Raw genomic sequence first — 23559 nt, 5'->3', positions numbered from 1 at the left:
TACTTTCATCGAAGGCACACAGCCTTCCAAACAGACCCATTAAGGATTAAGACCATGAAAACTATCAAAGCACTGTCAATCGCCGCTGTAGCCGCTCTTTCCCTGATGTCAGCAGCCAGCTTCGCGCAAAGCATCTCTGTTACCTCTTCAACGCTGGACGGTGCAGAAGCGAAAATCGCCGCACAGGCCGCCCAGCAGGGTGCACAGTACAAAATCACCGAAGCGAACACCAATAACCGTGTTCACATGACCGCAGAACTGTACAAATAACGGATGGTCGTACAGGGACGTGCCGGAAGAGGTCGCCGCAAGGCGGCCTTTTTCGCATCTGGAGACTGGGCAGTTGCGCGATAAATCGCGCCGCTACGAATCAGCGACAAAAAAGCACCGTAAAAGGTGCCTGTTTTTCATCTGTGCCCCATCCTGATTGGGTGAATACTCATTTACTCCAAAACTCACTTTTACTACTTTTCTGATGCTCGACCACCATTCAGCTTTCCCTGCACGTTATGTGGGCAGGGACGCCAGTCAGGCAGTTCTGAGCGATACCATTACCCAAAAATTGTAAGAATCAGAAAATTTTCACACTTAATTGATAATGAAATTGTAAATCACTCTCATTATTGTTAGTGTTCGTATCAAATTTTTACAACTTTCATCTGCCATAGTGCAACTGGGGACGTATCGGGGATCCTGGCATTGAGTCACCGGTTAAAAACTGTCTGAGGCAGGTGTAAACGCCGTACATTTAAGGGTGGGGAAGGGTTTTGCTTACATTTGGATCCTCTGCGAAGTCTACAGGGATGGCTGGATTTGTAACTCAGTCTCCCTGGTCCTTGTATCGCAAAACATTCCCTGTTTGCTTCTCTGTTGCTGTTCATCTCCTGCTGTTGGTGTTACTGGCGAGTTTCCGAAATACGCCCTTGCCGCTCACTAACGAGGCAGGTAAGACAGGAAATGAAATCTCTGTCGTAAATTTAAATCAGCCGATGCTGCCGGTTGCGGTGCCTGTATCTTCATCGCCGGAAGAGCAAGGGGTATTGCCCAAAACGATCGTCGTCGACAAGGCAGATATTGTTGTTGAAAGGAAGAAAGTCACCTCGCAGAAGCCGCCGGTAACAAAAGCGACCACGGCTGACAGCCAACCTGTCAGGCCACGTCCGGTGGTTAAACCAGTCTTGCTGCCAGTATCTCCCGATAAGCTTCAGCAGACTGAACATGCGCAACAAACAACATTATCCAGTTCTTCTTCCGCTCCTGTTAACTCTGGCAGCGGTGGAAATGCGGCTCTTGGTGGAGAGAGTACTTCTGGTCACGCCGCGAAGGGTGCAGGGAATGAAACGACACCAAGGGTGCGGGCGCTGAACCGTCGCGTCAATTATCCCGCTCGTGCCCGCTCTATGGGGGTTGAGGGCAGAGTGAAGGTGCAATTTGACATTAGCGCGTCCGGAACAATAAAAAATATTCAAATTCTGGCTGAAGATCCTGCGGGTGTATTTAGCAGCGATCTGCGGCGGGATATTACACGCTGGCGATATGACATTACTGGTGAAGTTAAAAACCAGATTGTTACCGTTATTTATAAGTTAGATGGGCGTATTCAGGTCATAAACTGAATTTCACTTCTGGGAAAATCATGAAAATAACAGGCTGTATAATTATACCGCTTAGCATTTTTGCTATGCCAACGGTAGCGGACACCAATACCGTAATTCAGGACGTAAACACCACCACAGAAGAATCAGCTGCTGAGCAGATAGATGATTCCGGTGATACGATTATTGTTCGTTCTGCACCTACCAGTCAGACGATGGGGACGCAGGTTATTAACGCCGCACAGATCGCGCGTTATCCCACGGGTAATGGCACCATCACCGAGTTACTGAAACATAATCCGAATGTACGATTCGCCAATAATACGGATTCCAGTAATAACCCTGGCGAAATTGCTCCCGAAAATGTCTCATTTCACGGCGAGAAGTTTTACAACAACAATTTTATGATTGACGGTCTTTCCAACAACAACACTGTCAATCCCGGCAACAAAAACGGCGACCTCAGTGATGATCCAGATGGTTACAGCCCAATTGACCTGCCATCGGGTGGTACACAATCATTCTGGATAAACTCGGAGCTGGTGGACAAACTCGAGGTATTTGACAGCAACGTCGCTGCCAAATACGGTGATTTCACCGGAGGAGTGGTGGATGCACGTCTTAAAGATGCCAACCTTGAACGGGCATCTGGTCGTGTGTCCTGGCGCAGCACCCGAGATAGCTGGACGCGTTATCATATTGATGAGTCAAAACGTGAAAGTTTTGAGGAAGCGACTTCGCAAGCTAATCAACCTAAGTTCACCAAGAACTTTTATTCTGTCAGTGTTAATCAGCCCCTGAATGACAGTGCAGGTTTGATCTTTTCCTACAACCGTCAGGAATCAAAGATTCCGATGTACCATTCCAACCTGGATATGTGGACTAACCAGGAGCGAATTTCGGAAACCTATTTATTAAAAGGTACCTGGTTTGCGGATAATGGTGATATTTTCCGCATGACCGGAATGTATGCGCCGCATAAGTCAACTTATTATAAAGTTGATGTAAAGAATGGTGGCTTTACTAACAATGGTGGTGGTTATCGTGCCAATTTAGAATGGGAGCATTTTGCCCCGTGGGGTAAAATTACCAGTCTGGCAGGTTATCAGTTTGAACAAAACAAAATCGAACAAGAAGCCAGTACTTATCAAAGCTGGTACCATTTTAATAACAGTAGAAACTTTACCTCGGATGCGATTACCTGGGGGAGTACTTCAGGTTCAAGTACTCAGTTAGGTTATCTGGGCGGCTACGGTACCTTTGGTACCGATAAAACGACGACGACCCTCAAACAAGATGCTGAGTTCACGCCATTCTCTGCTCTTGGGATCACTCATCAACTCGATGCAGGCTGGCAAACCGATCTCTATCAGGCGAGATATCGTCGTTTTGGTGATGCCGCGTTGAGCCGTGGAGTCGCGACGATAGACACCAGCGTTGTCTGCCAGGCAGGTGATGACTTTTGTATTGATGGTGAGCAATATTTCAAAAGCAGAACGGTCTACCCGGCGCGCACGGTTGAGGGGAACTACACCAACTATGCGCTCTATCTTCAGGACAGTATGCTTTACAAGCGACTTGAAGTTACCCCTGGGGTACGACTTCAGTATGATGACTTCCTGAAAAACCTGACTGTCGCACCACGCTTTGCCACCTCACTGGATGTGTTTGGTGACCGCAGCACCCGCCTGTTTGGTGGTGCCAACCGTTACTACGGTCAGAACCTGCTGACATACAAACTGCGCTCAGGGATCAGTGCCAATATTGTCCAGACCCGTACGGATGCCAACAGCCCGTGGGTCGGTGATACTACCAAATACAGCACTTACGATTACGACATCTCCGATCTGAAAACGCCTTACAGCGATGAACTCTCTCTCGGCATTTCTCAGCGTCTGATGGATACCGTGTGGACCGTGAAATGGGTTAACCGTAAAGGACGTGACCAGTTTGGTCGTGACAGATACACGGATACGAACGGTAATAACTACTACATCCTCACGAACAGCGCGAAAACAGAAGGTAACACCTGGTCTCTGACCGCGCAGCCAATCAGTCCGTATCACTTCGCAGTAGCCGACATTAGCTGGGAGCTGGGTGCCAGCATCGTTAAAAATAAATCCAGCTCGCAGACGTATTACGATCAGTCCACCTCTGACGAGAATATGGTGATCTTTAACGGCAAGTTGATGGAAAAAGGCGAGATGGATGCGCTGGACTTCAACACGCCGTGGACTGCCTTTATTAACGTCAATACCTTCTTTCAGGCAGTTAATCTTAACTGGAGCCAGAATCTCGGGTACACGGCAGGCTACTCCGGTTACAGCATCAGTACTGTGGCTTGTCCGGGTGACAACAGCGCCTGCGGCAGTTACGAAGGCAGCGCCAGTCTGTATGAGAAAACCAAATACAAAGACTACATCACCTACGACTGGCGCTTCGCCTGGTCTCAGCCCACGTTCCAGAATCAATCAATTGAGCTGACGCTCGATGTACTGAACGTTCTTGATAACGTCATTGAAGCGACGCAAACCACCGGTTCTACCTCCAAAACAGTGACCTACAAAACCGGACGGCAGTTCTGGTTTGGTGTCGCTTATAACTGGTAACCCTCCACTTTACCTCCGGCGGAATGCCGGGGGATTTGTGCTGCCTGCACCGCGGGCAGCCGGTTGCAGCACTGAGTCTGATAAGGAAGAAAAATGTGTAAACGCAGAGGATTGGCAGGGGTCGCACTCTTTCTGCTGGTCTTATCCCAGCCCGTACTGAGTGAAGACGCAAAAACAACGCTGCCGGTGGTGACTGAAGGCGTACTGGATAATGGGCTTCAGTACACTCTGGCACCGATTAAATCAGATGCCGGGCGTATTGATATTCGTCTGAGCGTAGAAGCCGGGTCGCTTGATGAAACCGACGATCAGTCAGGCGTGGCGCATATGGTCGAACATCTGGTTTTTCGCGGCAGTGACGCCTGGCCTGAGGGCGTTTCGGCGGCACTGGCTAAGAAGGGGTGGTCACGCGGTGCTAACTATAACGCGGTAACCAACTACGAACGTACGCAGTTCATGATGAGCCCGCCTGATGGTGTAAAAGGGTTAGATCTGGCCTTACAGGCACTGGCACAGATGACGGCACATGCGCGTATAACGCAGCCTGATCTGGATGATGAACGTAAAGTCATCCTCGAAGAGTGGCGTGGCAAACTCGGAGTGGCAGCCCGCATGAACCAGCAACGCATCGCGGCCTTGCGTGCGGATTCCCCTTATCCCGACCGACCAACCATCGGGAAAGTTGAGTCGATTGAGCTTACCCCGGCAGCCACGTTGAAAGCCTTTTATCAGCGCTGGTATCACCCGGACAATATGCGCCTGCTGATCATCGGCGATTTTGAACCAGAGAAAGTCAAAGCGCTGATTACAAAACATTTTGCCGGGTTGCCCGCCATTGCCGTGCCGGTCCGTCAGGAAAGCCAATACAACCAGCAGCTGAAAAAACAGTTTCGAGTGATCCATCTACAGGACTCGGAAAGTGGTGGTAGCCAGGTCTCGTGGGTAAACCGTTTTGATGAAAAACAGATGCAGGGTACCGAAGGGTATCGGGATCGCCTCATCAACCAAATCACCCTCACTATGCTGAGCCGTCAGCTCAAACGTCAGCAAAGTGCCTTGCCAGACTCCATTGGCAATATTGTTGCGCGGAAATCCGAAACAGGCCGCTCTACCGTCGCGTTTGGCCTGTTTGTTGATGTGATGCCGGGTGACTTTCAACTGGGCCTGGCAACGTTGATTCGTGAGCGCGAACGCTTAATGCGTTATGGACTGAGTGTCGATGACTTTGCACGGGTGAAGAGCGACATCCTCGATGCGGCAAAGCGCCTGGAAGAAAAACCGGAAAACCGGACTTTCTCTGAGTGGGTGCAGACCCTGGCTATTGCGTGGCAGCAGAACCAGCCGTATGCCGACGCGCAACAGCGCGGAGTCCGGGCGGTGGCAGAACTTAAAACCATCGACATGGCCGACATCAACACTCGCCTGAATACGTGGTTACAGGCCACGGATCAACTGGTGCAGTTCAGCGTACCGGGAAGGTATGTCTACAGTGTGCCGTTGCCTTCTGAAATTCAGCGGATGGTGACGACGATCGCCGGTGAGCCATTAACTCCGGTAGCGAAGGAAAAAACATCGGTCTCAGTCCCATTACCTGAACACGATACCTCGGGTAAACGCACATCCGTGAAAAATTTCCCGGCAGAGTCGGTGCAGGAGTGGCGACTCAGTAATGGCGACCGCGTGGTCTGGATGAAAACCCCGTTGGCCAAAGACCGCGTGTGGTTCCAGGCACAAAGCGAGGCGGGCTATCTGGGCCGTGGGCTGAACGCCTGGCAGGCACAATTGGCTGCACAACTGGCAGGATTTGGTGCACCGACCGGCTGGACCGACGACGGTTATGCGCAATGGAAACGGGATCAGGAGCTTTGGCTGAATATCAGTCAGCAACCGGACACACTGGAAGTGACCGGAAGTGCACCTTACAAGCGATTGGACAGCCTGTTGCACGCGTATCAGCTACTTCATACTGATAATCATATGAATGCTGCCTCGCTGAAAAGCAGCGTAATGATGTTGGCGCGCCGACGGCTTATGCAGGAAGGTTCGTTGTTTGCTCTCCGCCAAATAGAGGTGACGGATTTGCGCTATGGCGGCCCGGCACTTGAACTGCCAGATGCAACACAACTGTCGGCCCTTAATACTGAGCAACTGACAACGCAGTGGCAAAAAATCAGCGCGGCACCGGTGACTTACTTTGTGATGGCCAATCTTCCCGAAGCCACCCTCAGACAGGCTGTTGAACGGTATCTGGCGGGCATTAAACGCGGAGCCGGATTGCCTGCCGAACCTTATCTCGCTTTGCCCGGACATCGAGAACGACGTAGTCAACTCAACAAAGAGCCGAAAGCCGAGGTGAGGTTGTGGAGTTTCAGCAACGAAGTATGGTCACCGGAACGGGCAGCCCAGGTCAGCATCGCCAAAAATCTTGTCAACCGTCATCTGAAGAACGTTTTACGCGATGATGCCCGTGGGATCTACAGCCTGAGTTTAGAAACCGTACTCAACGATAAAACCAATCGTATTGAAACCGAACTGCGTTTCAGTACCTCTCCTGAACGTGCTGCGGAACTGGTTCAGATCGCCAAAAAAGCGTTTAAGAATGCTGACAGCCAGATAAATGATCGCACCGTGCAGGAAATGAAGGCTTCGTTCCAGCGTGCAGAGACCTCACGGCAGCATGATTACTACACCCTACAGCGACGTCTGATACTGAGTTATCGCCATTATGATAATCCAGGCTATCTCTCCCGCGTGTCATCACTGGATAAAGCCATCACGACAGACGGCGTACGTGCGATGGCATCGCGTATCTACAACCCGGACAATCTGGTGATTTACACGGTTCTGCCGCAAGAGACGAAATAATGAAGAAGAAACTGGCCACGATGTGGCAACTCAGCCAGGCGTTCTGGGGTGGCAAGCAGAGCTGGAGTGCATGGTTAATTCTGGCCGTCATTCTGAGCCTGGGGGGATCGATCGTCTGGCTGAACGTGTTGATCAACGACTGGAGCAAATCCTTCTATGATGCGTTGGGTGAGTTTGATGGTTCAAAGGTCTACAGCCTGGTTAAGGAATATTGCGTCTTCATCCTGATTTATATCGGGGTGTTCGTGTACCAGGATTGGTTTACCCGGCTGCTCATTATTCGTTGGCGTAAATCGCTGACGGCCCAGCTTGTGGACAGTTGGCTGGCGAAACAGGCGTACTACCACATGTCGCTCACCGGAAAGGTCGATAATCCGGATCAGCGTATTGCCGAAGACATCAACTTCTTCGTTGATAAGACCATCAGCCTGTTGGTGTCGTTCCTGATCACCAGCGCTCAGCTGTTCTCGTTTGTCTGGATCCTGTGGAAGCTTTCGGGCGTTCAGACCTTCACCCTGTTCGGACAGGAGTGGGTGATTAAAGGTTATCTTGTCTGGGTTGCGCTGCTTTACACGCTGGTGGGCAGTCTGGTGACCCATCTGATTGGCAAGAAACTGCATGGCCTGAATTATCAGAAACAACGCGCCGAAGCCGACTTTCGCGCAGCCCTGTTGCGTAAGCACGATAACGCTGAGCAGATCGCGCTGTATCAGGGGGAGTCCTGGGAGAAACAGCATCTGAATCGCGCCTTTGGTGCCATCGTACAAAACTGGCGTGCCTTGATGAACGGGGAGCGTAACCTTGGCTTCTTTACCACCGGTTATACCCGTATCAGCCTGATTGTGCCGGTGTTTGCCGCGTTACCCCTGTTTATGGCAAAAACGATCACCCTGGGTGGTTTGATGCAGGTACGTTCCGCTTTTGGTCAGGTTCACGGGGCACTGAGCTGGTTCATCCGTGTTTATAAGGCCCTGGTAGAATTGTCGGCGAGTATTTCGCGTCTGGAGCAGTTCTCCCAGGCAATCGCGGAGTGCCAGAACAACCGGGACCTCAGTGTGTCGGGTGAAATGACACAGGTGGATAAACTCACGGTTGCCACTCCGCAGGGAAAAGCCCTGTTGTCAGACATGCAATTCGGTTTTCCTGCCGGGAGCTGGAGCAAACTTTCCGGCAGAAGCGGTATCGGGAAATCAACATTGCTACGAACCCTGTCCGGGGTCTGGCCGTGGTTTGAAGGGCACTGGCAAAGCCAGCAAGGCAAAAGTCTTTTGCTGCCACAACGCGCTTATATCGGACAAGGGACATTACGAGATGTTCTTTGCTATCCGCAGCCTGCCGATCCAGACTCGGAAAAACTGGTGCGGTATCTCAGTAAGACCGGTCTTGGTGAGTGGAGTGGGGCGCTTGATAAGCGGCTGAACTGGGAGCAGGTACTGTCAGGCGGTCAGAAACAACGACTCGCATTTGCCCGCGCGTTGCTGTTGAAACCGGACATCCTGTGGCTGGATGAAGCGACCAGCAATCTGGATGCACAGTCGGCGCGGGAGATGCTGCAACTTCTGAAAATCTGGCTACCGGACTGTACCGTGGTTGCAGTAACACACCAGACTGAAATCGATGAGCATTTTGGTCAGCACCTTAATCTGGATAGCGTGGCAGGCGTAAGCAGAGCAGAAAAAATGAGTGGCTGACCTCGGCTGATCGTTATGGCCAGTTATCGGTATTCATTGTCCTGTTACGGATACTGTACCGCGCAGCGCTTCCTGTAATCTGCGTCGGTACAACCGTGTTTATCAGGCAGGAAAGGATATGAATAAGCAAAGTCAGCTCGTCATTCATGCTTTGCAGGAGATTGTGAGCAATCCACGCCATGATGAGAAAATGATCGCCTCGTATTTCGCCGCAAGCTATCAACAGCAGGTTGACGGAAAATGCCTGGATTATCCGGGCTTTGTCAGCCATATGGCATTGCTTAAAACGCTGACCAGGCAAATGGAGGTGGTGCTGTTAAGCGTTGTTGCTGAAAGAGATACGGTGTTCACTCACCACCGCGTGAAGGTGGAAAAATGCGACAACACAAAAAGTGAAATAGAGGTGATGGCACGATTTACCCTGGAATCAGATCGGATTATTCGTTGTGACGAGTTAACCCGGCTGGTCAGCGGAAATAAGCAGGACCATGATCTGGGGAGCAGAAGTTAATACCTGAACATAAACTTTGCCTAAGCGCTATGCATTGAGAAATAATGCCCTGAGGGCCGTATAAAAGTCCCTCAGGAAATGTGACAGGGCTATGAACAAAACCTTGCAACAGAGCATTAAGCGAAGCGCTTTACCTCTTAGTTACTCTTCTATTTCCATCGTCTTACTTTTGTTTTTTCTTGCTCTTATCGCGACTTCAGATTCTTTGATGAATTTATTGATTTCACCTTCTGTTGGTCGCTTGTAGAGATGGAGGTTGAGTAATTTTTTCTGTATATCATGCGCCCTGAGAATCGTTTGTTCCTTGCTTAACGTCGGGTGCCAACCTGCGCTTTCAATTCCAGGCCATCCTCTCTCAATTCGTTCTTCAATACGTGAAACTAAAAATCTTTCCGTGATGATATTATCCGATTTTGCACCATTACATCCGCGGCAGACTGCAAGTAAGTTGTAATCTGTATTATTTATTAGACAGTTACGTCCTTTCAAACGGGAATCGATATGGTCTATCTGAAAAGCCATATCCTGATAAACACCGAGGCAATAAAAGCAGAGTCGGCCTGTCCAGTTATTTAAGTCGGCTCGGAGTTGATGGTTTACCAACTCTTCGAAGACCTGATGTGCCTTGAATGGCATACCTGATCCCGGCGCGCGCCAGGCACGGATTTGCTTCTCACCTTCATTCAATAAATTATTTGTCAAAATCCCTTCAGAAAGCGTCATCTCGTTCCATTTCGCGAGATAGCTGAAGAGTTTTTTGTCTCCCTGTGGCATATATACTGACATGATCTCCCAGGCCAGTTGGGTTTTCCGTTCAAGATGAGACAGGTCTGACAGTGCCGGACGATGAAATTCTATTGCATCATCCATTGTGGATTTTTTCGGGAAATCATCACCTTTCTCATTATTGCATTTATTGCAACAAATTATCAGGTTGTCAGTGTCATGAAGATATTTTTCGAGTTCTAATTTAATATTGGTGTTGCTATGCAGCCTGTTTCTGTTTTTATAAAGCTGATATCGAAGGAAGATTTGCTTTGGGATAATGTGATCGACTTGAGTTGCATGATGACCGGTGAATTCAAGGCACCAGGGGCACAGAATAACATCAACCTCTTCATTAATGGTTACCTGAGGTAAAAAACTTAAAAAATGGTCCCTTACGGCAGGGGCAAAGCCATTCGTTTTCTTATCATCATCCAAATTTTCGGGAAAAGGCTGTAATTCAGCATTCTCATATCTAAATTGGTCTGTGTTTTCTATGAATCGCATATTTCTCCCGAACTATATAAGTACGCAAGTTTCAGCGCTTGGGAACGATCAGCGCTGATTTTGCTGGAATGAGTGACGAGTTAGTACCCAAAAGATATCAACATGAATTATCCCGTGATTCGACGCAGAACCTTCGGCCTTAGCGTTCTGGCTGCCGGATCGTAATCCAGAGCGACACCTCGAATTTTGGTCTTATTCGCTGCTTCCGCATCCATACCACCTGGCACTTTAATTTCATCAATATTCAGTGTCCTGGCGCTCTCACTCATTCCTGCCAAACCGAACCAGGGGCCTTTATCAACCAGTTGATACTCAAAGGCGAGGTGTTTTTTTGGACTTTCGTGGACACGCAACCTGATGGCGTATATAGGATCTTCGGGAAGAATCAGGAAACGGTCGTCAACACAGACTTCACCATAGTCATGTAAGAAATCACGATCTTCCTTATCTTTATCTGGTTCGTCCTCCCAGACCTCTGTCGCACTTCCACTTAGTCTCTGAGCGGAAATTTTCATTTTAAGTCGATGGTATTCACCACTGACCAATTTACGGTCTTTACCACGTTTTTCGAGAATGAACTCTATCCCGGTTAAATAACCGTCAACTTTCAGTTCTCTTTTATCGACGGTTTTAACCTTTTCACAGCTCTGCATATTCCCGGAAGGGGTGACAGAGCTGAAGCTGGCGGGAACGATTCCGACAGCGACATCATGATATCGGATAATATGAGCATCCTTTGCGTCCATACTAACGGGTTGGCCTGTCTCATCTGGTCTGACGGCAGCGTAGAGATAAAACTTATTCGCAGGCACTTCTCCGGCGTAGAACATGTCATCGGTATCACATTTGAGTGCCTCTGCAGAAAGACTTTTCCCCCGTGCGATCACATTCTTCTGTGGATCAAGGGTGAGATACACATCGGATGATTGTGCTGGATTATCGCTACCAATACGGATGGCCGAGACTATCGTCCCGTCTTGTTTGCGATTCCACAGTTGATGTCGTCCACCAATATCGGGTTGCAGGAGAACTCTGCGTTGTTCTGAACGCCCAAAGCTGTATCCCGTGTCTTCACATCCTTCCACCGACAACACCAGGCCAGTTGGATGAACCAGCTTGCCATAACACTCGTATGCATCAATATTTTTCAGGTCGTCGGGTGTTGCTTCATCAACACGCCACAAGCCAGTGCTTGATGGGGTATTTCCGCGCAGGCGAAATTCAGGTTTACCATTCAATGGTAAGGAGAGGACATAATCAGCGCCATAAGCGATATTGTGTATTTCTCCGCGACCGGTGAATTCCCACCGTTGATACGGAGAGGAGCCTAATTCACTCAGGCCCAGCAACAATGATTCTTTCTTCGGTTCGATTTTCACTGCCGGGATTTCATCAGTGTCTTTGCCACTATCTTTCTTTACGGTCGGGCCAGGTGCTGAAGAGGGAACAGGTTCAAGCACGCTCAGGGCAAATTCTACTGACTTCTTATGGCCTGGGAATCCACTTTTTACCGGTATAGCACTGACGAGATGGCCTTCTGGCGTTACCCGCCACAGCTGCTGACGTGTCCAGTCAAAGAGTTTTGCTGACAATTCGGGATTCTGAGGTGTTTCGCCCTTGAGAGAGAGGCAATGCTGGCTGGCAAGATTTTTTATGATCACATAATCAGGTCTTGCGAGGTAACCCACCTCAGTCTGGTAAGCACCATAAAAGAGGAAGTAGGCGTTACATTCGCCAGTAAGGTGCGACGTGGTATTACTTGAGACATACTGTTTTAACATGTCCCATACCCGTTTGCTCAGTTCCTCACTCAATACTTCAATACTGGGGATGAGTTTTTCACGCTGCACAGCAGCCCATCTTTGGTATTCATACAGGGACTCAGCCCATCGACCGGCTTGTTCGACGACCGTACCTTCGCCGCCGACCGCATGAATGGTGTATGTTTGCGTTTCATCAACATCCTTACTGCGGGTGTCAGTCTGTCTGCCATAATCTGCCGAAACCCCTGCTTCCACCGATGCTGACCATGTCTCCACACCGACTTTGACCTTCGCCGCGAAGCTTGTGGTCATTGATGCATCCTTTTCGGTACCGGTTAGCTCCTTGACATCAGTAGCAAACAATCGACCACCCACGAGCGTTTGTGTAGAAACAAAGTGGCCAAAACTTCCCAGCACTTTCACTAATTCTTTGAAGCACTCGGCGACCCCACCTTTAAGCAGAGCCTGGTTACAGGCATATTCGAATTCATCACTGGCGCAGGGTTCAGACTCATCGAATGAGAGTTCAACTTTAGGCAGAAAGAAGTTTGCGGTTGTATAGATCGTTTGCCCTTTAACGCCGCCGTTTTGTGACTCCGCGTTATGGTAGGCACCAGATATGCCAACACCCACGGTGGCCACCGTTCCAGCCGCAACATTAAGTGAAGTTGAGATATTCGTAACCCCATTTTTCTGGACCTGATGCAGGGATTCCGATGAGGTGTAGTAATTCTCGAAATAGCCCGAAAAGTTAGGTTTACGGTAGAGGAGGGTGGCGACTTTACAAGGCCCCGGATTTGCAGAATCGTGGCGCTTCAGAACTTCCCTGAATCCTGTTTCAACCGGGTTTGACAGGCTGTGATCAATGATGAGTCCTTTATAGAAACCGATCCGGTCAAGCAGATCTTCTCTTTGTGCCAGGTTGAGGTCAAAGAAATCAGTCGCACTTTGGAGTTGCGCGTCGTTTTTAAAGAGTCGGACGAGTTCCTTCTGAGCAAATTGTTGCTTTTCCAGACTTAAACGTTCGAATGTTTCAACAAGGGGTTTGTTGATCTCCGGTGCGGACACCCGTACGGCATTCAAAAGCTGCGAACGTCGGTCTTTAGCTTCCTTTTCACGCTGTTCGACAGATTGCTTCTTACTGGCGATTTCCGTCTTCAGTTCTCGTTGTGTTAATTCAATCGCTTCATCTTCATGCGATGTCGCAGTGTTGAGGGCTTTGGAAGAACCGGACGTTTTCATCCCGAGTTCTTGTTTAAGACGTAACACACCCTCAAGAGCGGCTTGCTGATCTTTTTCGATCTGAGTCTGTGGTTGCTTAGTATCCTGAGGCATGAGCCCGGCTTCTCCATGATGACGTGGTGAGACCCTCTGTAGTTCTGACACAGAGTTCCGCTGTAAAATTTCCAATAACATCCTGCCCTGGATTTCATGCCTCTGAATTCACCGGGCAGGGGTATGCAGCGCTACGCAAATGTTATGCGTAAATCAGAAACCGATATTCACACGCACCATAATCATCTGTGAACGTGTCTGCTGCTCATCCAGTCCGAGTGTGCCCTGGTAGGCGATGCCTGGCGTGATATCGTGCGGGAGCAGAAAATCAATGCCGAACCCCAGAGCCAGCGTCTGGGTGCTCTGCTGATAGAGCGACATGCTCCAGGTATCGTTACCCACATCCGCATAGCCTACGCGCGCTTTGCCGTTGTCATTCATCAGTTTGGCATACTCAAGACGACTCTGAAGTTTCACAAAGCCCCAACGGGTCGGCACGCTGTGTTCGCCGCGCAGACCGGCCCCCGTCACGACCTGTGCAAGCGTCTGAGGTGCGTAGGCGAGGTTAAATACACCGGCATCGGATTCGGCATAGCCATCAAGCCAGGTACGGTAGTACTGAATGCGCGCATAGGGTGAGATGAGGCTGCTGGCAGTACGGAACTCGTAACCTGATGTCAGCGAACTGAAAAACTGACGGCCGGAGCGGCTGCCACGCGCAAATGCATCTGACTCACTCACATAACGTTTGCTGTCGAACTCAAGACTGCTATAACCCAGCAACCCATCAATAAAGAACGCATCCGGGTGCCAGCTGCCATACAGGGCGGAGCTGATTGAGCGTCCGTTTTGCCGAGAACCGGAGTCGCCTACGTCGCTAACGTCGCGGCCAAAGCCAATCCCCATGCCTGCGGTAAAGGATGGCGTGAACCGATAGTCGCTGCCGGTGGTAATACCCACCAGGGTATGGCTGAAACGCACGGCATCGTCTTTATCACTGCCAAAATCGATGTAACCACCGGTCCACCATGACAGGCGGCTGTCCTCACTCTGACGGGCGAAAGGTGTGGCTGGCGGTTGCGGTTGTGCGCGGTCATCCTGATAGTGGCGCTGTTGCTGCCAGGCGCTGGCCCACAGGTCTTTATCGGTATCTCGTTCGGAGCGACTGGTCGGCATGGAGAAATGGATGCCATTGTGCCCGGAAGGGAGACTGGCACCGCTGTGAAGCTGCTCCAGACGATCGTTAAAATTGCGGATCTGTGCTTTGGCAAAATTCTGCGCTGCCTGTACCTGTGCGCTGATCAGGCCAATCACGTCAGCATCGCTGGCCGGATTGGGCCGGTCGGCAATGGTCAGGGTGACGGTTGCTGGCTGAGCAGTGCCTGATGCGCTGCTCAGTTCATAGCGAAGTGCAACGGTACCGCTCGCCTGAGCCGCAGCGGTAAACAGTAGCTGATACGTTGCCCCCGAGGACTGGATAGTCGCTGTACCGAGGCTGCTTTGTGGTTGATCGAGCAAACGCGCACCGGTGAAAGGCCCGCCGGTGGCACCCTCAACCAGATTTACCTTCACTGACTGTCCGGCATACAACGAGGCGCTGTGATCAGCAGCCACAGGGACAGCGGCGTTAACGGTCAGCGTATAGGTTGACTGCACGGTTGCCGCGTTCGCGTCAGTTGCGATGAGGGTAAAAGAAGCGTTGCCCGCAGCAGTTGGGGTGCCTTTCAGCTCGCCATTCGCAAAAGTCAGTCCCTGGGGCAATGACCCGTTCAGTTGCCAGCTGTAAGGGGCCGTGCCGCCTGAAACGCTGAAGGTCTGACTGTATGCGGTTCCCGCCGTCGCTGTTGGCAATGTGCCGCTGGCAGGTGACATTGTCAGGCTGGTGGCCGTCACCGTCAGCGATACCGTTGCTTCCTGGGAGGTACCGTATGTGTTGGTTGCACTGTAGGTGAAGCTGTCGCTACCGGAATAGCCACTTACTGGGGTGTAGCGGATGCTGGTGCCTGCAACCAGCGCCGTACCGTGACTGGCCTGACGGACAATTTGCAGGCTGGTGACTGCACCGGCGATTGCCAGAGTGATGCTGTTGTCGCTACTGCCTGAATCGACCGTGGCTGTGACATCGTTTGCAACCGGCGCAGTGCCACCTGCGGTGACATTCAGAGTGTAGTTAACCGTGCTGCTGGCACTGTTACTGTCCGTTGCTGTGACCTGGATGCTGAAGCTTCCTGTCTGAGTCGGCGTGCCAGAAATAACACCGGTGCTGCTGTTAAGTGTTAACCCTGTTGGCAATCCCGTCGCGCTCCAGCTGTAGGGGGCAGTGCCGCCCGTGGCCGTTAATGTCTGGGACCATGCGCTGTCTGTCGTGGCGGCGGGAAGCGCACCGGCCGCAGGGGAGAACGTGAATGTGGGTGCCGTGACTGTCAGGTCCACGCTGGCATTAGCCGATGTTCCCGCGCTGTTGGTCGCGTTCCAGCTGAAACTGTCGCTGCCAGAATATCCCGCGGTCGGAGTGTAGGTAATGCTGGTTCCCGACGCGGTGGCTGTGCCATGTGCGGGTGCCGAAGCAACGGATACAGAGGTTGCTGTGCCACCACTGGTGGAGAGGGTTATCACGTTATCTGCGCTGTTCGCCGCGACAGTGGCGGTACTGTTGTTTGCCACTACAGCGGCTTCCGCTCGCGTCACATTCAGCGTATAGGATTTGGTTGTGGCGTCCTCGGCCGTAACAACGATGGCAATGGCGGTTGATGCACCTGCTGTCAGACTGATGGCGGCAGAAGCAGAACCTGATGTCACTGCGGTGCCATTCACCGTGACCGTTGCATTGGAATCGGTGGTGGTTGGGGTAACGGTGATGGTGGAGACACTGTTCGCTACGGATGCGCTATAGCTGGTTGTACCGGCACTGAAGGAGGGAGAAAGTGTACCATCCGAAAGTGCCAGGCTGCTCAATGTTGCATCGCTGGACGGAGTTGCTGCCGTACCGGAGCAGGTAACAACAAAATTGCTGAATTGACCATGTGATGTGGTCAGCCTCAGACGAACACCATCGGTTGAGAGGGTTCCCGCCATATAACTCAACGTCACGGTATGCGCAGAGTTGCTGATTGACGATGAGGCATAGTAGTTCTGGAATGAGGTTTCCTCGTAATCAGTCATACCAAAACTATCGGAGGAAGATGGGTCTCCATTATATGCGCCACCGCTATCGGTGACGGAAACCGATAGCGTATCGCCAGCATCAAACTCTGATGCAGGATAAGCATTTGTTATGTAATTCAGTGACGTTGAACCGGACAGCGCGTTGAGTGCGGTACAACCGGTGGAGAGCGCAAAAGCGGAGGTGAGCGTGGATATGAAAAGTATGAGAAAAGTGAATACCCAGCCCACTGCCCGTTGCAGCCTTTCAACGTAACGCATCATCATTCACCCTGATTATTGAATATTTTTTATATTAATTAAGATTAATCTTATTCAATACAAATATCATGAAAGTGTGGCGAGTGATAGCTGAGAGTGGCGGCTTTTTTTCCTTCAATTCACGGGATTGCAGAAATCTGCCAGGTGTCATGGGTAGGCATAAAGTTACTGTGGTTTATTAATTCATCTTATGTGTGCGTGGTATGCTTAGTTATAAGTGTCACCAATTTATTTAAATGAGTTGTCGTGGATATCTTATCGATTTCTATTCAGGTCTAACACCAGAGTCAAATCTTGCTATACATTGGGCAACATCACAGGCTGAAATTGTGAGTGGAGAATATTATGGGTCTTGAGTTTCACATAACCAGAGCTGAGTTTTGGGCCGACAACGATGACGCACAGATAACTTCTGACGAATGGCTTAGTTATATTAAGAGCGATCACGAACTAAAAAGAGATATTAAAAACGGTGAATATCATTCATTGTGGTCTGGCCCCTCGTTGTATGATGAGTCGTGGCTTGACTGGCGCGCAGGTAATATTTATACAACATGGCCAGATACATATCTTTTTAGAAAGATGTTAGAAATTGCGAAGCATCTCAACGCCCAGGTAATGGATGACGATGGTACGATTTATAGTGACGAATTGCAGTGGGAGTACGACCCTTCAACCAACATTTAACGTCTGTGACTTGCTCGCGTTGAGCTATCTGACATACAGGGATTTTATCCTGCACCTGTAATTTCTGAAACTCATCTCCTTTCCTGCTGTCTTTTGTAAATGTCTCCGCTTCGTTTTGACAGGAATATTAAAGACATGACGACAGTTTTGCTCATTGAGGATGATACCCGTCTGGCGCAAATGATCGTGCCTTACCTGGAGCAATATGAGTTTGATGTACTTCATAGCGCCAGCTCCTCAGACGCGCAGTCCCGCATGAAAATGAAGGATTTTGATGTCGTATTATTGGATCTGATGCTCGGAGATGCCGATGGCCTGGCATTATGTCGCCAGATAAGGGCTGAGTCTCACAACGACCCGGCAATTATTATGGTCACCGGACGAGGCGACCCGGCGGACCGGATCATCGGGCTGGAGGTTGGCGCTGATGATTATCTGCCGAAGCCTTTTGAGCCGCGTGAATTGCTGGCGCGTATGCGCGCCGTACTTCGCCGTTTGCGTCCAGGGACGTCCCAACGAGGTGACATCAGCGTGATCCAGTCGGGTGAGCTGGAGATCGATACTGCTGCACGGACCGTCACACTACGACAACAGCCCTGCCTGCTCACCTCGTTGCAATTCGATGTGCTGGTTTCACTGGCTCGCCAGGCTGGACGGGTGTTGAGTCGCGAGCAAATATGGCAGACGGTACGCGGGGAGAGCTATGACAATTTTGACCGCGCTATTGATGTGCATATTGGGCGTATCCGCCAGTTGATTGAGGACGATCCGCGCTCCCCAAAACGCATTATCACGGTGCGTGGAGTGGGTTACGTGTTTTCTGCATTATCGGAACGCTAATGCCATGAAACGCATCGCAGATTTTCCCATGCATTTGCAGATCTTTTTTGCGGTGCTAAGCGCCATCGTGTTGGTCGTACTCTGTACCATTATCCTCTGGCTATGGAATGACGATAACAACCGTAATCTCAGTGCATTTGCTACCTTCAGCGAACTGGTCGAGCAAAATCTGCCTCCTGCATCGGCGCAAAAAAGTGTGCAGTCAGCTGCAATAGATGACTGGATGCAACGTACTCATGCGCGCTTCGCGCTATTTGATGCCAATGGTCAGTTGCTGAGCCGACCGCTTTCGCCAGAGATTCCTTTACCGAAACAAGCCAGGCGAGGGGGGTTCTTTGATGACGGGTATGGAACACGTTTCGTCTGGCAATTGCAGGATAAACGCCTGCTGGTTATTGAGTTCAGCTCTGACCGCAGGGAACGTCCGTGGTTGTTTATCATCATGCAGCTCGCATTGGCGGTCACTGTCGCGTTGATAGCTTTTCCGGTGATTCGCCGACTAACGGCGCGTCTGGAATCCCTGCAACAAAGTGTTGAAGCTTTGGGGAGGGGAAACCTGGCCGCACGCGTGCCGGTGACGGGGAAAGATGAAGTCAGTCAACTGGCCGCCAGCTTCAACCGGTCGGCCGCGCAAATCGAAACGCTGGTGCAGTCGCAGAAAACCATGTTGGCTAATGCGTCACACGAACTACGTTCACCGTTAATGCGTATCCAAATGGCCTCAGCACTCCTGGCGGGGGAACCTGCTCAGGCGCAACATGAATTGCAACGCAGCGTGTCTGAACTGGACACGTTGGTTGAAGAGATACTTACCCTGAGTCGGCTGGAAATGGCGCAAAAGGTCATCGCAGGTGAATTTACCGCCACCGATGTCACGGCACTGGCTGCGGAAGAGTGTGCCAGGGCTGAAATCGATTTGGTTGCTGAACATATTGTTGCTCAGGTTGATGCCCGCCTGATACGCCGTTTAATGCGCAATCTGATTGAAAACGCCTTGCGCTATGCCGGTCAAGAAGTGGTTATGCGTTTATACCGTAGCGATCCGGATAATTTGTTGCTGACTGTCGATGATCGTGGTCCAGGCATTCCTACATCAGAAATGGCACGCATTTTTGAGCCGTTCTTCCGCCTGAGTCGCAATGAAAATGGCACAGGTTTAGGGTTAGCACTGGTGCGTTCGATTAGCGAATATCACGATGGCGAGGTAAGTGTCATTAATCGCGGTGGCGGAGGTGCCAGCTTCAGAGTACGCATACCGCTGTTACATAACTTTACCTGAGGTAAAAAGAGGCGTTACAGGCGGCTGATGTAATGGAGACCAACACTTGCGCCAGCCCTGTAACGAAAAGGATGAAGTACCATGCTTTCCATTCCCGTGAAGTCTGCTCTGCTGTTGTTAATTCTGTCGGCAGCTTTACCCGCCCTCGCTGAGGAGTCAGATAACGCCTTCAGCGGATTTATTGGTGGAGGCGTCGGTGTAAAACCGAAGTACTCAGGAGCCAAAAAGAACGATACAACCTTTCTTCCTGCGGTGAGAGTGAACTACGGCCCGTTTTTTATCGGTGGCGTCGATACCCTGACGGCGTTCGGTTGGCAGTTTGCCAAAACCGAACACTGGACATTCGCCCTGGGAGCAGGTGCAGATCTTTCGCCACGCCATGAGTCAGATGACGAATATCTGCGTGGCATGGGCGATATTAAAACTTCGCCGCGTGCATTTACTTCAGCAATTTACCGCAATGATATCCTCAACGCCGGATTGATCCTTTCACAGGATGTGGGGGGAAATCAGCAGGGGTTTCTGCTGACAACTTACGCCAATCTGTCGTGGCGTCCCTGGCAGGATCTGCGACTCTTTACTGGCCCAAGCCTGAGCTGGGCGGATAGCGATTATATGCAGACACAACATGGTGTCTCCGCGCAACAATCATCACGTAGTGGTTTAGCCCGTTATGACGCAGGCGCAGGGCTGGAGAAGATGGGATGGGAAGTCGGGGCCGATTATGACCTGACCTCATCCTGGCGGGTATCGGCCCGTGTCATGGCACAACGTCTGGAAGGTGACGCCGCAGACAGCCCGCTGACTCAGGAGAAGCAGCAACTGAGTTATGCCTTATTATTGGCCTGGCGTTTCTGATAAGCCTGGCGGGTGACACCGACTTACTGAGGTCATCTGATAACCGAATCCCTTACCATGCAGCTCCACTCACCCTGAGAACGCCAGCGTCTTTCTCCTCAGCCTTGCCAGGTAACGCGAATGACCGGCGGTGTTTTTATCAAACTGATTGGTCATTAAAGCTAAAGAAAAACTCATCGTTGCCGATAACAGTCCAGGCGTTGATTGCCATTCGCAAAGTAAGGCAAATCCTGCATCCTCATGTTCCTGTATGGATGTGAATAGGGCAACCAATGCGTACTTTCTGGGTTGGGAAAGGATAAATTTGGTCAAATCTGGTCAGATCAATTATTTAAAAATGGAGATTACACATGGCAACTAAAATTAAGATGGAAAATCCTCAGACGGGTGAAAGTGTTTTTGGTTTCTATGGATATTCATGGACAACGCTTTTATTCGGTGCATTTCCAGCTTTATTTCGCAAAGATTTTATAACTTTCATTGGTGTGTTTGTGGTTTGGGTTATTTTAGCCTTTCTTACTATGGGTATCGCGCCTTTCTTTATGATGTTGATATGGTCTTTTATGTACAATAAATACTATACAACCGGGTTGCTGAAAAAAGGGTTTATTTTTGCTGCCACGCACACCGAAAATGAGCTGGCTGCTGGACGCCTTGGTCTGAAGCTCAACAGCAACAATTGCAGTACTGTCGCCCCTTAACGTCAGTATCAGCGACAACGCAATCAACAGCATATTCTTGCACTAAAACACCTTGCGGTGACGCAAGGTGTTTTAGTGCTGATTTCAGTTAGCGTCATTGTCACCCGTGGTCTTCAGGGCTAATTGATACTTATTTTCAGTGGTTGATAGTATTGCGGGTCGAACGTGGACAGGGGCAAAGGCTTTTTAGTGTTGTTACCCAATAATTCCTCGGCCTGAGTAATGCTCACTGAGTCAGCGTTTTGCACAGCTTCGCAGTCAAACTCTGTTGAGGTGTCTACAGAGCGAGTAGCGTCACTGTCACCAAAAGGTGGCACGTTTAACGTGCCTTCGCCAAGGGGATGACCTGTTTTATCTTTCAGCTGGATGGTTAGCGCCAGTGCGTTAAATTCTCCGGCACCTCCATTATCCAGCCTGAATACCAGCGAACAAACACCTTGAATCCACACGTTATCGGTATTTCGAATACTAATATAGCGCTGTGTTTCGGCAAGGCTGGTCGACTGCCAGCCCAACCCGAGTAATACCGCTGCCAATAAAAGTCTGCTTGAGCGTCCCATGTTCATGTTACTTCTCCTGTGCGGTAGCTTTAGGGGCGTTGATCTGTTTACAGGTTTCCAGCCAGCCCGCAGTATCTATTTTGCCGTTTGCCAGATACGCCTGCTGATTCTGCCAGTGTGCGGCCAGGAAGGGCTTCAGCCCGGAAAGCCGCTTGTTCAGCGTGAGCATTTGATCAAACACCGTGACTTCATGTTGCAGGCCCTCTTTACCATACAGGGTGGCGGCATCAACCAGGCTACTGGCGTAATAGCCTGTCAGCTGCTGGAGTCTGTCGGACTGCTCGCCCAGCTTGGTTTTGCGAATGGCGCAGTTGGCGTCGCTGGCGTCTTTATTTTTACACAGCAGTTCGTAGTTATGGTTTAAGAAGTCGAGGAAACGGCCATCATCCTGCAATTTGGTACAGAGGAAGGAACCCAAATTCAGGCTGGCGCGAATCGACTGGTCACGCTCTTCCTGCTGTTTCTGGTTGCTGGCTCGCAACTGGTTTTCCAGGTCTTTCAATTTCTGCTTCAGGGCAGAGTCATCAACCTTTGATGCGAGGCTGCCCAGCGCTTTGACCGTGTCTTTAGCGTCATCGTCTTTTTTAGCGTTAGCCTGACTGTCCGCGCCAAGTGTTTCCCAGCTTTTTTCCAGCTGTTTCACTTTATCGGTTGAGGTGATGGTTGGTGCCACCAGAACCAGACGCAGACCGGTCGTTTTGCTACTTGCAGGGGTGGCCTGGTCGTAGTAATTCACCTCTTTACGCGTCGCGCTGCGAATTTCTGTTGGGCCAGAGAGGAAGTTACCGCCCCGCACCACAAAGCCGCCAGCCTGGCCGTGCAAACGATTGAGCTTATTGAGGTAAAAGGGATTGAACATCATCTCTGACACATTGCCCAGCATGTCATACAAACCCAGCGGATTGGGCTGTAGCAGGCCAATAAGCTGCACTCTGCCATTGGAAGATTGCGCACCTGAGAACCACTCATAATTCTTCATATCGTCCATCGGGTAGTGCTGGTCGCGGAATTCAGCGCTATTCACTTTCAGACCGCCGCGTGCGGCAAATTCCCACTCTACTTCTGTCGGCAGGCGTAAAAAGCCTGCATCACCGTCTTCCTGCGGCAACTTATCCATAGCATGGCTGCGCAACCACTGATTGTATTTATCAGCCGTACTCACGGCATCGAACCAACTGATCCCTGTCACCGGCAAACTAAGCTTGCGGGATGGCACAGGGCAGGTGCCTTCGGTCAACGCCTGATATTGCAGGGTGGTCAGTTCATACTTCGCCATCAGGTAATAGCGCCCCCTGGCTTTTTTGTCGGTAAAACTGCCCGCAATAAAAGCGGGATAACTGTGTTCGATCACCCCCCAATCCCCATTGTCCTGGCCCAGCGTAATCGGCAGGTCATCGAGTGGCCCTGTCATCGGGATTTCGACGCGACGAAACGCCATTGAGCCTTCGCAGGGCATGGGCAGAATAATATCTTCGCTATCCGGTTTCGGGTTCCAGCTATTTTCTGTCCAGGGCTCCGCCAGCGCAGAAGAGACATTGGCGAGCAAGCCAAGAACTAACCAGTAAGGCAGTGAGGAAGGCGTTAAGGTCACAAACAATCTCCGCTAATCATCAAATAACTCAAAGGGGGG

The 23559-nt window shown here is 50.5% G+C and carries 16 protein-coding genes; 11 read left to right on the top strand and 5 right to left on the bottom strand.

Translation table 11 applies throughout. The features are described 5' to 3' along the window. The first annotated feature begins 54 nt into the window (after positions 1 to 54). From AC6I8T_RS26215 to AC6I8T_RS26190, 6 genes are all read left to right on the top strand, one after another. On the top strand, positions 55 to 270 hold the full coding sequence (locus AC6I8T_RS26215; protein WP_013508022.1) for a YdgH/BhsA/McbA-like domain containing protein: 216 nt from the start codon (positions 55 to 57) through the stop codon (positions 268 to 270). 533 nt (positions 271 to 803) lie between these two features. After that, complete coding sequence (locus AC6I8T_RS26210; RefSeq protein ID WP_497834825.1) at positions 804 to 1616, top strand: TonB family protein; 813 nt, start codon at positions 804 to 806, stop codon at positions 1614 to 1616. Positions 1617 to 1681: 65 nt separating this feature from the next. Continuing rightward, entirely contained in the window at positions 1682 to 4204 is a 2523-nt protein-coding gene (locus AC6I8T_RS26205) for a TonB-dependent receptor plug domain-containing protein (RefSeq protein WP_497834824.1), read from the top strand. Positions 4205 to 4297: 93 nt separating this feature from the next. Next, positions 4298 to 7069, top strand: coding sequence for a M16 family metallopeptidase (locus AC6I8T_RS26200; RefSeq protein WP_497834823.1), 2772 nt, complete (start codon positions 4298 to 4300; stop codon positions 7067 to 7069). After that, complete coding sequence (locus tag AC6I8T_RS26195) at positions 7069 to 8760, top strand: ABC transporter ATP-binding protein/permease (RefSeq protein WP_497834822.1); 1692 nt, start codon at positions 7069 to 7071, stop codon at positions 8758 to 8760. The genes AC6I8T_RS26200 and AC6I8T_RS26195 overlap by 1 nt, the downstream gene beginning before the upstream one ends. A 118-nt stretch (positions 8761 to 8878) precedes the next feature. Then, positions 8879 to 9271 (top strand): nuclear transport factor 2 family protein, encoded by a 393-nt coding sequence (locus AC6I8T_RS26190; protein WP_208727000.1) that lies wholly within the window; start codon positions 8879 to 8881, stop codon positions 9269 to 9271. Between the two features lie 141 nt (positions 9272 to 9412). On the opposite strand, the gene AC6I8T_RS26185 is transcribed toward AC6I8T_RS26190, so the two are convergent. The 3 genes from AC6I8T_RS26185 to AC6I8T_RS26175 all read right to left on the bottom strand — a co-directional run bounded on the left by AC6I8T_RS26185 (position 9413) and on the right by AC6I8T_RS26175 (position 17007). Further along, complete coding sequence (locus tag AC6I8T_RS26185) at positions 9413 to 10543, bottom strand: hypothetical protein (protein ID WP_497834821.1); 1131 nt, start codon at positions 10541 to 10543, stop codon at positions 9413 to 9415. A 107-nt stretch (positions 10544 to 10650) separates the two neighbouring features. After that, positions 10651 to 13641: a hypothetical protein gene (locus AC6I8T_RS26180; protein ID WP_497834820.1), complete on the bottom strand. Its 2991-nt coding sequence runs from the start codon at positions 13639 to 13641 to the stop codon at positions 10651 to 10653. A 153-nt stretch (positions 13642 to 13794) separates the two neighbouring features. Further along, positions 13795 to 17007: an autotransporter family protein gene (locus AC6I8T_RS26175; RefSeq protein WP_497834857.1), complete on the bottom strand. Its 3213-nt coding sequence runs from the start codon at positions 17005 to 17007 to the stop codon at positions 13795 to 13797. Between the two features lie 342 nt (positions 17008 to 17349). On the opposite strand from AC6I8T_RS26175, the gene AC6I8T_RS26170 reads away from it, so the two are divergent. The 5 genes from AC6I8T_RS26170 (at position 17350) to AC6I8T_RS26150 (ending at position 21369) form a co-directional block, all read left to right on the top strand. Next, on the top strand, positions 17350 to 17691 hold the full coding sequence (locus AC6I8T_RS26170; RefSeq protein WP_208726997.1) for a hypothetical protein: 342 nt from the start codon (positions 17350 to 17352) through the stop codon (positions 17689 to 17691). 135 nt (positions 17692 to 17826) lie between these two features. Continuing rightward, positions 17827 to 18531 (top strand): response regulator, encoded by a 705-nt coding sequence (locus AC6I8T_RS26165; RefSeq protein WP_208726996.1) that lies wholly within the window; start codon positions 17827 to 17829, stop codon positions 18529 to 18531. Between the two features lie 4 nt (positions 18532 to 18535). After that, positions 18536 to 19810 (top strand): sensor histidine kinase, encoded by a 1275-nt coding sequence (locus tag AC6I8T_RS26160; protein WP_208726995.1) that lies wholly within the window; start codon positions 18536 to 18538, stop codon positions 19808 to 19810. Positions 19811 to 19891: 81 nt separating this feature from the next. Next, positions 19892 to 20668 (top strand): MipA/OmpV family protein, encoded by a 777-nt coding sequence (locus tag AC6I8T_RS26155; protein ID WP_021184033.1) that lies wholly within the window; start codon positions 19892 to 19894, stop codon positions 20666 to 20668. Positions 20669 to 21018: 350 nt separating this feature from the next. Further along, on the top strand, positions 21019 to 21369 hold the full coding sequence (locus tag AC6I8T_RS26150; protein WP_208726994.1) for a hypothetical protein: 351 nt from the start codon (positions 21019 to 21021) through the stop codon (positions 21367 to 21369). Between the two features lie 119 nt (positions 21370 to 21488). On the opposite strand, the gene AC6I8T_RS26145 is transcribed toward AC6I8T_RS26150, so the two are convergent. Together AC6I8T_RS26145 and AC6I8T_RS26140 are read right to left on the bottom strand one after the other, a co-directional pair. Further along, positions 21489 to 21935 carry an IrmA family protein gene (locus AC6I8T_RS26145; RefSeq protein ID WP_367617730.1) on the bottom strand — a complete coding sequence of 149 codons (447 nt, stop codon included), beginning with the start codon at positions 21933 to 21935 and terminating at the stop codon, positions 21489 to 21491. 1 nt (position 21936) lies between these two features. Next, positions 21937 to 23520 carry an SUMF1/EgtB/PvdO family nonheme iron enzyme gene (locus tag AC6I8T_RS26140; RefSeq protein ID WP_303464524.1) on the bottom strand — a complete coding sequence of 528 codons (1584 nt, stop codon included), beginning with the start codon at positions 23518 to 23520 and terminating at the stop codon, positions 21937 to 21939. Positions 23521 to 23559 lie beyond the last annotated feature (39 nt).

The organism is Pantoea sp. X-Soil-OKNW-556, assembly GCF_059730695.1.
The sequence above is the reverse complement of the archived record's forward strand: the minus strand, read 5'-3'. Positions and strand labels throughout refer to the sequence as shown.

Excerpts from the sequence above, each read along its gene's own strand:
- AC6I8T_RS26195 (WP_497834822.1), top strand. The coding sequence starts at position 7,069 with ATGAAGAAGAAACTGGCCACGATGTGGCAACTCAGCCAGGCGTTCTGG.
- AC6I8T_RS26170 (WP_208726997.1), top strand. The coding sequence starts at position 17,350 with ATGGGTCTTGAGTTTCACATAACCAGAGCTGAGTTTTGGGCCGACAAC.
- AC6I8T_RS26150 (WP_208726994.1), top strand. The coding sequence starts at position 21,019 with ATGGCAACTAAAATTAAGATGGAAAATCCTCAGACGGGTGAAAGTGTT.
- AC6I8T_RS26180 (WP_497834820.1), bottom strand. The coding sequence starts at position 13,641 with ATGCCTCAGGATACTAAGCAACCACAGACTCAGATCGAAAAAGATCAG.
- AC6I8T_RS26165 (WP_208726996.1), top strand. The coding sequence starts at position 17,827 with ATGACGACAGTTTTGCTCATTGAGGATGATACCCGTCTGGCGCAAATG.
- AC6I8T_RS26175 (WP_497834857.1), bottom strand. The coding sequence starts at position 17,007 with ATGATGCGTTACGTTGAAAGGCTGCAACGGGCAGTGGGCTGGGTATTC.
- AC6I8T_RS26160 (WP_208726995.1), top strand. The coding sequence starts at position 18,536 with ATGAAACGCATCGCAGATTTTCCCATGCATTTGCAGATCTTTTTTGCG.
- AC6I8T_RS26210 (WP_497834825.1), top strand. The coding sequence starts at position 804 with ATGGCTGGATTTGTAACTCAGTCTCCCTGGTCCTTGTATCGCAAAACA.
- AC6I8T_RS26185 (WP_497834821.1), bottom strand. The coding sequence starts at position 10,543 with ATGCGATTCATAGAAAACACAGACCAATTTAGATATGAGAATGCTGAA.
- AC6I8T_RS26215 (WP_013508022.1), top strand. The coding sequence starts at position 55 with ATGAAAACTATCAAAGCACTGTCAATCGCCGCTGTAGCCGCTCTTTCC.
- AC6I8T_RS26155 (WP_021184033.1), top strand. The coding sequence starts at position 19,892 with ATGCTTTCCATTCCCGTGAAGTCTGCTCTGCTGTTGTTAATTCTGTCG.
- AC6I8T_RS26200 (WP_497834823.1), top strand. The coding sequence starts at position 4,298 with ATGTGTAAACGCAGAGGATTGGCAGGGGTCGCACTCTTTCTGCTGGTC.
- AC6I8T_RS26205 (WP_497834824.1), top strand. The coding sequence starts at position 1,682 with ATGCCAACGGTAGCGGACACCAATACCGTAATTCAGGACGTAAACACC.
- AC6I8T_RS26190 (WP_208727000.1), top strand. The coding sequence starts at position 8,879 with ATGAATAAGCAAAGTCAGCTCGTCATTCATGCTTTGCAGGAGATTGTG.
- AC6I8T_RS26145 (WP_367617730.1), bottom strand. The coding sequence starts at position 21,935 with ATGAACATGGGACGCTCAAGCAGACTTTTATTGGCAGCGGTATTACTC.